General features: G+C 72.1%; 8 protein-coding genes. 6 read left to right on the top strand and 2 right to left on the bottom strand.

Features of this window, described 5'->3' with window-relative positions:
• The first annotated feature begins 140 nt into the window (after nucleotides 1-140).
• The 5 genes from ACFOSY_RS25355 (at nucleotide 141) to ACFOSY_RS25335 (ending at nucleotide 7,880) form a co-directional block, all read left to right on the top strand.
• Nucleotides 141-902 (top strand): TIGR03089 family protein, encoded by a 762-nt coding sequence (locus ACFOSY_RS25355; RefSeq protein ID WP_394310857.1) that lies wholly within the window; start codon nucleotides 141-143, stop codon nucleotides 900-902.
• Between the two features lie 278 nt (nucleotides 903-1,180).
• Nucleotides 1,181-2,389: an LCP family protein gene (locus ACFOSY_RS25350; protein ID WP_394310855.1), complete on the top strand. Its 1,209-nt coding sequence runs from the start codon at nucleotides 1,181-1,183 to the stop codon at nucleotides 2,387-2,389.
• Between the two features lie 243 nt (nucleotides 2,390-2,632).
• Nucleotides 2,633-4,393 (top strand): LCP family protein, encoded by a 1,761-nt coding sequence (locus ACFOSY_RS25345; RefSeq protein WP_394310853.1) that lies wholly within the window; start codon nucleotides 2,633-2,635, stop codon nucleotides 4,391-4,393.
• Between the two features lie 97 nt (nucleotides 4,394-4,490).
• Nucleotides 4,491-6,137 carry an LCP family protein gene (locus ACFOSY_RS25340; protein WP_394310850.1) on the top strand — a complete coding sequence of 549 codons (1,647 nt, stop codon included), beginning with the start codon at nucleotides 4,491-4,493 and terminating at the stop codon, nucleotides 6,135-6,137.
• Nucleotides 6,138-6,287: 150 nt separating this feature from the next.
• Complete coding sequence (locus ACFOSY_RS25335) at nucleotides 6,288-7,880, top strand: LCP family protein (RefSeq protein ID WP_394310848.1); 1,593 nt, start codon at nucleotides 6,288-6,290, stop codon at nucleotides 7,878-7,880.
• A 66-nt stretch (nucleotides 7,881-7,946) separates the two neighbouring features.
• Here the strand turns inward: ACFOSY_RS25335 and ACFOSY_RS25330 are convergent, their stop codons facing one another.
• Entirely contained in the window at nucleotides 7,947-8,987 is a 1,041-nt protein-coding gene (locus ACFOSY_RS25330) for a glycosyltransferase family 2 protein (RefSeq protein WP_394310845.1), read from the bottom strand.
• 128 nt (nucleotides 8,988-9,115) lie between these two features.
• On the opposite strand from ACFOSY_RS25330, the gene ACFOSY_RS25325 reads away from it, so the two are divergent.
• Nucleotides 9,116-10,594, top strand: a complete 1,479-nt coding sequence (locus ACFOSY_RS25325) for an LCP family protein (protein ID WP_449343586.1) — start codon at nucleotides 9,116-9,118, stop codon at nucleotides 10,592-10,594.
• A 271-nt stretch (nucleotides 10,595-10,865) separates the two neighbouring features.
• On the opposite strand, the gene ACFOSY_RS25320 is transcribed toward ACFOSY_RS25325, so the two are convergent.
• Entirely contained in the window at nucleotides 10,866-11,423 is a 558-nt protein-coding gene (locus ACFOSY_RS25320; RefSeq protein ID WP_189408736.1) for an acyl-CoA thioesterase, read from the bottom strand.
• Between the last annotated feature and the right edge of the window lie 79 nt (nucleotides 11,424-11,502).

The raw sequence follows: 11,502 nt of genomic DNA, 5'->3' as shown, positions 1-11,502 counted from the left end.
GCCCCTGAGCTTGGACATAGTCAGACAAATCTGTCCATCGCTCATATGACGGTCTGTCGGCTGCCGTTCCCCCGAACCGGTGGCCCGCGTGTGGCCCGCGCGGAGGGTGCGCGCGGCCGGGGCCGCGTACCCTTGCCGGGGTGAACGCCACCGACCGCACCCCTGCCGACCTGCTGAGTTCCGCGCTCGCCGCGGACCCGGGACGCCCCCTGGTGACCTTCTACGACGACGCCACGGGCGAACGGGTCGAATTGTCCGTGGCCACCTTCGCCAATTGGGTGGCCAAGACCGCCAACCTGCTCCAGGACGAACTGTCCGTCGAACCGGGCGACCGGGTGACCCTGCTGCTGCCTGCGCACTGGCAGACCGCGGTGTGGCTGCTGGCGTGCGCGTCGGTCGGCGTGGTCGCGGACGTCGGCGGCGACCCGGCCGCGGCGGACGTGGTGGTGAGCGGCCCGGAGCCGGAGTCGCTGGAGTCCGCCCGCGCCTGCTCGGGCCCGCGGGTCGCGCTGGCGCTGCGGCCGCTCGGCGGGCGCTTCCCGCAGCCGCCGGAGGGCTTCGCCGACTACGCCGTGGAGGTGCCGGGGCAGGGCGACCGGTTCGTGCCGTACGCGCCCGTCGACCCGGAGGACCCGGCGCTGATCGTGGCCGGCCGGGAGTTCTCGGGCGCGGAGGTCGTCGAGCGGGCGCGCGCGGAGGCGCCGGGCCTCGGGCTGACCGGACCGGGCTCGCGGATCCTGTCGGGGCTGCCGTACGACACGTGGGAAGGGCTGAACGCGGGGCTGTACGCGCCGCTGGCGACCGGCGGCTCCGTGGTGCTGTGCCGCAACCTGGACCGGCTGGACGCCGACGCCCTGGACAAGCGGGTGGAGAGCGAACGGGTCACAACCATCTCCCGCTGACCTGCCGCCGGCGCACAGCCCGCGCCCACGCGGCACACACCGCCGTCACCCGTTCGGCCCACCACCACCCCCCACCCCTCCCTCTCCCGGGCCACAGTCGTAGAAAGCGGCACCGAGCGGCACACACCCCGCGGCACGCGGAGCAGCCCGCACCCCACGGGACGCACCCGCGCGGCACGCGGAGCAGCCCGCACCCCACGGGACGCACCCGCGCGGCACACGGACAGCCCGCACCCGTACGCCGTCCCGGCCCGTACACAGGGAGGGGTGGAACCGGCATGAGCGACACCGCAGGCACACCCCCCGAGGGGCAGAGGACCGCAGGGCGCCCCCTCGGCCCGGGCGCCGGTTCCTCGCCGAGCGGGCGCGGCAAGGCCCGCCGCCGGCGCCGGCGCTGGGTGTGGGGCACCGGCCTCGGGGTGTCCCTCGCGCTGGTGGGCGCCGCGGCCGCCGGGTGGGCGGTGTACATGAAGCTGGAGGGGAACATCACCCCGGACGAGGCGGCGGCGGCCGAGCTCGCCCGGTACGAGAAGGACCGCCCCACCGCGCTGGTGAAGGACGCCCTCAACATCCTGCTGATCGGGTCGGACTCGCGCGCGGGCGCGGAGAACCGCCGCTACGGGCGCGACCCGGGCACCGAGCGTTCGGACACGGTGATCCTGCTGCATCTGTCGGCGGGCCGCCGCAATGCCACGGCGGTGTCGATACCGCGCGACCTGATGGTGGACGTGCCCGGCTGCCGCCGCCCCGACGGGAAGCGATCGGCGCCGATGTTCACGCAGTTCAACGCGGCTTTCGAGGTGGGCGGCTCGGCCTGCACCATCCGTACCGTCGAGAAGCTCACCGACATCCGCGTGGACCATCATGTCGTCGTCGACTTCGAGGGGTTCAAGGAGATGGTCGACGCGGTGGACGGCGTCGAGGTGTGCCTGAGCGCGCCCATCGACGACGAGGACGCCCATCTGCACCTGCCGGCGGGGCGGGTGACCCTCGACGGGGAACAGGCCCTCGGCTACGTCCGCGCCCGCAAGAGTCTCGGGGACGGCAGCGACACCGGCCGTATCGAGCGCCAGCAGAGGTTCCTCGGCGCGCTGGTCAACAAGGTCCGCAGCAACGAGATCCTGCTGAATCCGGTGAAGCTGTATCCCGTTCTGGACGCGGCCACCTCGTCCCTCACCACCGACCCCGAACTGGCCAGCTTGCGTGGTTTGTACGAACTCGTACGGGGGCTTCGCGACATCCCCACGGAAGGTGTGCAATTCCTCACCGTGCCACGGGAGTCCTACGCCGGGGACGTGAATCGGGATCAACTCGCCCAGCCCGCCGCCGGGAAACTGTTCGAGCGGCTACGCAAGGACGAACCCGTCCGTGTGGATACGCACGGTGAGCGAAAGGCCACGGAAAAGGAAACAACGGCTCCGGCGGACAGCGCGTCCCCGGCGCCCACGTTCTCCGGGAACACCGCCGCCGAGGACACCTGCGCGTAAAGGAACGTCAAAGGCGGCTCACAGACTGCGAACTCCTGTCCAGGGAAATGGGCGGATTGCCCGTTGTGAAGGCGTGGAATTCGTCACCGGCGTCGCCCGAGGCCGATCCGGGCGGTTAGTGTGAGCCCTCCGGTGCGTCCGTTCCTTCAGGTCCGTCCTGAGATCCCGCACTGTGTGACCGAGACCCGAGCGCCTTGGGAGGGGAAAGGCGCCGCGTGGCCCCGACGGAGGATTCGAGCGACCGTGGACGCGCAAGGCCGTGGGCGGGGAGAGAACATCGATCCCGCAGACCAGTGGGTACTCAATCCGAACACCGGCGAATACGAACTGCGACTGAGCCCTTCCGCACCGCAGTCACCCATTCCCGCCCCACGGGGGCCGCGGAACACGGGTGCGGGAAATCCGCGTGCCCGGTCGGCATCGCCCGACCAGGCGCCCGAGCGCCCGGGCCGCGCCTCCCCGGAGCGTGAGACGCCCGGGCGGGACGTGCCGCCGCAGCGCAGGCGCCGGGGCGCGCCCGAGGAGCCTCCGGGCCGCCGCGGGCGCAAGCCGGCGAAGGGCAAGAAGACCAAGAAGGTGCTGCTGTGGACCAGCGGCACCGTGGCCTTCCTGGTGCTCGCCACGGGTGTCGGCGGCTATCTGTACCTGGAGCATCTGAACGACAACATCACGTCCGTGTCGGACGACGGCGCGAGCACCGGTGGCTTCAAGAAGGACCAGGCCATCAACATCCTGCTGATCGGCACGGACAAGCGCACCGGCGCGGGCAACGAGGGCTACGGCGACAAGGGCAGCGAGGGCCACGCCGACACCACGATCCTGCTGCACGTCTCCAAGGACCGCTCCAACGCGACCGCGCTCAGCATCCCGCGCGACCTGATAGTCGACATCCCGGACTGCCCGACGCAGCAGGAGGACGGCAGCGAGAAGGTCATCCCCGGCTCCACGGGCGCCCGTTTCAACACCAGCCTCGGGCAGAACGGCCGTACGCCGAGCTGCACCATGCGGACCGTGACCGAGCTGACCGGCATCAAGCCGGACAACTTCATGGTGGCGGACTTCAACGCGGTGAAGACGCTGACCTCGGCGGTCGGAGGCGTCGAGGTGTGCCTGGGCAAGGACATCAACGACCCGGACTCGCACCTGAATCTGCCCAAGGGCACGCACCGCATCGAGGGCGAGCAGGCGCTGGCGTTCGTGCGCACGCGTCACTCGGTGGGCCTGGGCGGCGACCTGAGCCGCATCGAGCTCCAGCAGCAGTTCCTCAGCTCGCTGATGCGCGAGCTGAAGTCGAACGACACGCTCACCAGCCCGTCGAAGATGATCAAGCTGGCCGAGGCGGGCACCAAGGCGCTCACCGTCGACTCCCAGCTGAACAGCATCAACAAGCTGAAGGACCTCGGCCTGGAGCTGGGCAAGCTCAACGTCAAGAACCTCACCTTCACGACGATCCCGGTGCTGGACAACCCCGCGGAGAAGATCAAGGCGACCGTCGTGCTCGACGAGTCGAAGGCGCCGGAGGTCTTCGACCTGATCCGCAACGACGTGTCGTTCACCGAGGTCAAGCAGCAGCAGAAGAAGGAGAAGGCCGCCGTCGCCGCGCGCCTCAAGGGCGAGAAGGCCCCGGCGTCCGAGGTGCGGGTGCGTATCCTCAACGGCGGCGCGCCCGCCGGAAGCGCCCAGTCGACCCTGAGCTGGCTTCAGGTCGACCAGGGGGTCAGCAAGTCGGAGAACGCGGGCAACGCGCCCGCGGAGCTGGCGAAGACCACCCTCGAGTACGCCCCCGACCAGGCGGACCAGGCGCGCCGGCTGGCGGAGATCCTGGGTCTGTCCGGGGCGGCGATGAAGCCGGGCGAGAGCGTCACCAACTCCCAGGGGCTGCCCGCGATGACGCTGACGCTCGGCAAGGACTTCAAGGGTGCGGGCGTGTCCCTCACACCGCCGGACAAGGCGCCGGACGACATCAAGAAGTCCACGGCGGACAAGGTCGTGTGCGCCGAATAGGCACCGGACGGGCCCGTCTCGCGTCCTACGGGGCGCAGGCGGGCCCGTTCCATGTCCAGGGGCGGGGGTCCAGGGGTGGGGAGGAAAACACCGCACGATGACGCGAAGTGACGTGTACGAGGAGGGGGCGCGGCCGGACAGCGCCCCGCGCCGGTCCGGCCCGCCCGACGAGGACCGCCTAGAGGGGCCGGGCACCCCCGAGGGCGGCGACGGCGGCGGGAGACCGCGCGGCGGACGGGCGCGGCGCGCCCTGCGCTGGTCGGCGACGACCCTGGCCGTGCTGATACTCGGCACGGCGGGCGCCGGTTACCTCTACTACGACCACCTCAACGACAACCTGGTGAAGGGCGAGCGCAGCAGCGGCGACTCCAAGGCGGAGCGGTCCGCGCCGAACGCGGCCGGGCAGACGCCCCTCAACATCCTGCTGATCGGCTCCGACAGCCGCGCCTCCGACGCCAACGTCGCCCTCGGCGGCGGCAAGGCCAACCGCGGCAACCCGCCGCTCGGCGACGTGCAGATGCTGATCCACCTGGCCGCCGACCGGAAGAGCGCGGCCGTGGTGAGCATCCCGCGCGACACCCGCGTCGACATCCCCCGCTGCACCGACCCGGACACCGGGACGGCGTACCCGGCGACCAACGACATCATCAACACCTCGCTGGCGCGCGGCGGTCCGGGCTGCACGCTCGCCACCTGGGAGAACCTCACCGGCGTCTACGTCGACCACTGGATGACCATCGACTTCGCGGGCGTGGTGCGGATGGCCGACGCGGTCGGCGGTGTCGAGGTGTGCGTCCGGCAGAACGTGTGGGACCGGGCGCTGCCCGGCGTGCCCGGCGGCTCGGGCCTGAAGCTGCGGGCGGGCAGGACCAAGGTGGAGGGCGAGCAGGCCCTCCAGTGGCTGCGCACCCGGCACGCGTGGGGCAGCGACATCCTGCGCACCCGGGCGCAGCGGATGTACATGAACTCGATGATCCGCACCCTGCGCGGGCAGAACGTCTTCACCGACACCGGCCGGCTCACCGACCTCGCGGAGGCGGCCACGAAGTCGCTCAAGGTCTCCGAGGAGATCGGCTCGGTGAAGAAGCTGTACGACCTGGGGATGCAGCTGCGGACGGTGCCGCCGGACCGCATCACCATGACGACCCTGCCGACCGTCCCGGACCCGCAGAACGCCAACCACCTGCTGCCCGCCGGGGACGACGCCGAGCAGGTCTGGGCGCTGCTCCGCGACGACGTGCCGTTCGACGACAAGGGCGGCAAGGACGCGAAGAACCCGAAGAAGGGCAAGGCGCCCCGCGAGGAGCGCACCGCCGACCCGTCCGCCCCCGACGACGAGATCGGCGTGCTGGTGCGCAACGCCACCCGCTCCGCGACCGAGGGCCCGGTCTCCGGCCGGGCGGGCGCGATCGCCCAGGAGCTGGCCGCGAAGGGCTTCACCCGCGCCGCGCCGGACACCTCCGCCGCCGGCGCCGAGGAGCGGACCGTCGTGCGCTACCCGGCGGACGATCTGCGGGGGGACGCGCAGCGGGTCGCCAAGTCCCTCGGTATTCCCATGAGTTCGGTCCGCCGGTCGGCCGACGTCTCCGGCGTCACCGTGGTGGTGGGCGCGGACTGGCGGGAGGGCGAGGCGTACCGGGAGCCGGAGCCGCCGAAGGCGGGCGACCTGCCGGACGACGCCGACGCCCTCAGCGCGGACGAGAAGGGCGCCTGCATGGACGTGTACGCGCCGTACCGCTGGTAGCGCCCGCGGCGGGCAGGGCTCCCACCCACCCCTTGGCCAAATCGAGGGGTTTCCCTGGGCAACTGACAGGCCTGTCGTGCGTCTAACAGGACGCAGGGCGGGGCCTGCGTGCCGGAGCGAGGTGTGTGCAGGGGTGGGAAGGACGGGGCAGTGACACAGAACGCCACGCGGGAGACGGACCGCGACGAGGAGCTCGCGCCGGCTCCCGACGACGCTCCCCCCGCCGACGACGCGCCGCCCGCCGACGGCACGGGCCCTCGCCCGCGGCGCCTGCGCCGGATGCTCAAGTGGTCGGCCGCGGTGCTGGCGCTGCTCATACTCGCGGCCGGCGGCGCGGGTTACCTGTACTACCGGCAGCTCAACGACAACATCAAGAAGGACCCGCTGAACCTCGGCGACGCCAAGGTCGCCGAGCCGACGCCCAACGCGGCGGGCCAGACCCCGCTGAACATCCTGCTCATCGGCAGCGACGCGCGGGACAGCGAGGAGAACCAGGAACTCGGCGGCGCCCGCGAGACGTTCGGCTCGACGCCGCTGGCGGACGTGCAGATGCTGGTCCATCTGTCCGCGGACCGCAGCAACATGTCCGTGATCAGCATGCCGCGCGACACCCTGCTCGAGATCCCCAAGTGCACCGACCCGGACGACGGCACGGTGTACCCGGCGAGCGAGGGCCGGGTGATGACCAACCAGAGCCTCGGGCACGGCGGTCCGGGCTGCACGGTCGCCACCTGGCAGGAACTGACCGGCATCCACATCGACCACTTCGTCATGGTGGACTTCGCGGGCGTGGTGGCCATGGCGGACGCGGTCGGCGGCGTCCCCGTCTGCGTCGACGCCAACATCCACTCCCGCGACTCCCAGGGGCACGGGTCCGGGCTGAAGCTGGAGAAGGGCACCCACCCGGTCAAGGGCAAGCAGGCCCTCCAGTGGCTGCGCACCCGGTACGGCTTCGAGGACGGCAGCGACCTCGCGCGCAACAAGGCGCAGCACATGTACATGAACTCGCTGGCCCGGCAGCTGCGGGAGAACGTGAGCCTGAGCAGCCCCAACAACCTGCGCCGGCTGGCCGAGGAGGCCACCCGGGCGCTCACCGTCGACCCGGGCCTCGACACGGTGAAGAAGCTGTACGACCTGTCCACCGAGCTGCGGAAGGTGAAACCGGAGCGCATCACCATGACCACGATGCCCAACCGGTACGTGGGCGCCCGGGTGGAGCCCACGGAGGACGCCGAGAAGCTGTTCCGGCTGGTGCGCGAGGACATCGCCCTCGACGGCAAGGACGCGAAGCCCAAGCCGGCCGTGGAGAAGCCGCCGGCCGACCCGGCCGCGGCCGACGCCGACATCGCCGTGCAGGTCCGCAACGGCACCCGCACCGACACCCTCGCCCCCGCCCAGGGCCGGGCCGGCGCGATCGCCGGGGAGCTTCAGGAGCGGGGCTTCGCGAGCGCCACCGCCGACACCGCGGGCGCGTACACCGAGGCGCGGACCGTGGTGCGCTACCCGAGCGCCGACCTGGAGGGCGACGCCCGCCGGGTCGCCGCGGCCCTCGGCATCCCGGCGGACGCGGTGAAGCGGTCCACGGACGTGTCCGGCGTGACGCTCGTCGTGGGCGCCGACTGGCGCGAGGGCACGCGGTACGAGGCCCCCGAGCGCGACGACACCACGCCCGAGTCGGCGCAGGCGCTGAACGGCGCGGACGATACGGCCTGCATGCACGTGAACCCGGCGTTCACCTGGTGAGCGCGAAGGCCCCTTCTCGGTGCGGGAAGGGGCCTTCGGACGTCGGGGTGTCGGGCGGTCGGGGCGTCAGGCCGCCGTGGCGTCCTCCGCCCGGACGGCGGGCCGCCGGGAGGCGATGACCTTCTTCGCCAGCGACCGCGGGCTGGTCAAAAAGCCCCAGCCCCACGACATGTGCATGGTGGCCAGGGCCACCGGGATCTGGAGCCGCGCCTTCAGCGGCAGTCCCTTGCCGGCGGGTATGGATCCCGCGACGATCGCCGCGAGGTAGCCGCCGGGGATCACGAAGCCCAGCGGGGTGAGCGCCGCGCCCACCACGATCCCGGCCGCGATCGCGCACACCGCGGCCGGCGGCGCGAGGTAGCGCAGGTTGATGGAGCCGGAGTGGTAGCGGGCCACCACATGACGCCAACGGCCGTAGTCCTTGTACTGCTTGGCGAGTGCCCGCACGGACGGGCGGGGCCGGTACGACACCCGCAGCTCGGGCGAGAACCAGATCAGCCCGCCCGCCTCACGGATGCGGAAGTTCAGCTCCCAGTCCTGGGCGCGGATGAACTCCACGTTGTAGCCGCCCTGCCGCTCCAGCGCCTCACGCCGGAACACGCCCAGGTACACGGTCTCGGCGGGGCCCGCCTCGCCGCCGGTGTGGAAGGCGGCGTTGCCCACGCCGATCTTCGAGGTCATCGCGGCGGCGACGGCGCGCTCCCAGTCGTTCTCGCCCTCGGCGTGCATGATGCCGCCGACGTTCTGCGCGCCGGTCTCCTCCAGGAGGCGCACGGCGGTGGCGATGTAGTTCGGGGAGAGCATCCCGTGGCCGTCGACGCGGACCACGATCGGATGGCGCGAGGCCTTGATCGCCGCGTTGAGGGCGGCCGGGGTGCGGCCCGTCGGGTTGGGCACGGTGTGCACCCGCGGGTCCTCGGCGACGAGCTCGGCGGCGATCTCGTCCGTGCGGTCCGTGGACGGACCGAGGGCGATCACGACCTCCATCTCGCCGGCGTACTCCTGGGCGAGGATCGCGCGGACCGCGCCGCGCAGATGCCGCTCCTCGTTGAGGACGGGCATGATCACGGAAACGGCCGGGGGCCGCACGTCGGGATTGGCGTTCATAGGAGCCTCACGTTACCGCGAACGGGGGACACGGTTGCGCGTGCCGGGGTGCTGTGCGGAGGGCCGCAGATCATATCGGCCTACGGTGCTCACGATTCCCGCTCGGCCGTCGTCCGGAGGTGCCCCCCTTGCCCACGCCGCCGCGCTCCCCCCGGCCCCGTACCCCCGACCGGCGCCCGGCGCGGCCCGCCCGCTCGGGCCCGCGCCCGCCCGCGCCCCCGCGCCGCCGGCCGCGGTGGATCATGCGCACGGTCACCACGCTGTCGGTCGTGGTGCTCGCCTCCGCCGGGATCGGGCACGCCGTGCTCAGCGGGCTCGACGACGACATCGCACGGGTCGACCCGTTCCGCGACATGAAGAACCGGCCCCGGGCCGGGCACGGCATGAACATCCTGCTGGTCGGCACGGACGGGCGGGACAGCATCGGCAAGGACGAACGGCAGCGGTACCGGCTCGGCGGGGCGCCCTGCCACTGCACCGACACGATCATGATCGTGCACATCTCGGAGGACCGGGACCGCGCCAGCGTCGTCAGCCTCCCCCGCGACTCCTACGCCGAGACGCCCCCGCACACCGACCGGGTCAGCGGGCAGCGGCACAAGGGACACCCGCTGAAACTGAACGCGGCGTACGCGGAGGGCGGGCCGCAGCTCACCGTGCGGACGGTGGAGAAGATGACCCGGGTGAAGATCGACCACTACCTGGAGGTCGACTTCGCCAGCTTCATGAAGACCGTCGACGTGGTCGGAGGTGTGGAGATCTGCACCGACCAGCGGCTGAAGGACAGCCACAGCGGGCTCGACCTGCCCCCGGGCCGGCACACCCTCAAGGGCGGCGAGGCCCTCCAGTACGTCCGTGCCCGGTACGTCGACGGGGGGTCCGACCTCAGCCGGGTGCGACGCCAGCAGCACTTCCTCGCGGCGCTGGTGGAGCGCGCCACCTCGTCGGGGATCCTGCTGAACCCGATGAGGTTCCGGGACGTCACCCGCGCGGTACTGGGCTCGGTCCGCGCGGACGAGGGGTTCGGCACCGGCGAGCTGCTCGACCTGGGCCGGGCCATGCGGAACTTCTCGCCGTCGTCGTCGGAGTTCACCACCGTGCCCGTGGTGACGCCGGGGCACGTGGTGAAGGGCATCGGCTCGACGCTGAAGTGGGACCCGGACAAGTCCGAGCAGCTCTTCGACGCGCTGCGCCGCGACGAGCCGCTGTCCACGCGGCCCTCGGCCGACGCGGCCCTGCGGGTGCCGGTCGACCCGAAGCAGATCCGCGTGCAGGTGGAGAACGGCACCCGTACGCCCGGCCTGGGCCGGCGCGTGGACGCGGCCCTGGCGGCGACCGGTTTCGCCACCACCCAGGCCCCCGTCAACGCCGGCCGCCAGGACCACCGGCGCACGGTCGTCGCCTACGACCCCCGCTGGGACCGGTCCGCGAAGTCCCTCGCGGCGGCCCTCCCCGGCAGCGAACTCCGCCCGGTGAAGGGCCAGGGCCCCACCCTGAAGGTCATCGCGGGCACGGACTTCGAAAAGGTCCGCAAGGTCCGCCCGAAGGACCCGGGCCAGGGGGAGTTCGGGGTGGTACGGGGAGACGAGGTCAACTGCGGCAGCTGACCTCCGCCAGGGCGGAAGCCGTCCTGGAATCCTGCGGCTCCCTCTCCCGCACGGCGAACCGGCCCCCCGGCCCCGGCCGCCCGGCCGGCACCAGACCCGGCGCGCACCTCGGCTGGCGGTGTCGCAGGCACCCGGGCCGGGGACCTCTCGGCGTCACGCCCGGCGTCAGCGTGGGCGCAGCCGAGTCAGGGACCCGGGGGTCGGGCACGTGGGCGGTGTACGGGCCGGGGCGGGGGCGTCCGCGCCCGAGGGAGTCCGGGAGGTGACGGCGTCAGTCGTCGAAGCCTTCCGCAGCCCGCTTCTCGCGCAGTTCCAGGATCGCGCGGCGGCGGGACAGGCGGTGGGTACGGCGGATCTGCGCCTCCTGGTAACGGCGGCGGTCACGGTCGGTCTCGGGGAGGACCTGCGGGACCCGGCGTGGCTTGCCGTCGGCGTCGACCGCGGCGAAGACGAGGTAGGCGGAGCCGACGTGCGTGGCCGGCGTGGACTCGTTCCAGCGTTCGGCCAGCACCCGCACCCCGACCTCCATCGAGGTCCGGCCGGTCCAGTTGACCTGGGCCTTGACGTGAACAAGGTCACCCACGCGGACCGGCTCGAAGAACGCCATCTCGTCCATGGAGGCCGTCACGGCCGGCCCTCCGGAGTGCCGGCCGGCGACCGCGCCCGCCGCGTCGTCGACCAGTTTCATGATCACCCCACCGTGCACGGTGCCCAGAAGATTGGTGTCGTTGTGGGTCATGATGTGGCTGAGGGTGGTGCGGGACGCCGAGACGGGCTTGCCCGGGATCTCCGGACTGTCCGTCTGCGCGGCAGGGGCCTGGTCTGTCATGGCCTCCACCTTATGCCGAGGTGACAAGCGGGGGTTTTGTGTCAGCTTCGCAACAGCGGCGCCCTGATTTTCCGACGAC

Origin of the sequence: Streptomyces lusitanus, from assembly GCF_042647945.1 — a bacterium.
Lineage (GTDB): Bacteria > Actinomycetota > Actinomycetes > Streptomycetales > Streptomycetaceae > Streptomyces > Streptomyces pseudogriseolus.
This window is presented reverse-complemented; position numbering and strand designations above follow the sequence as displayed.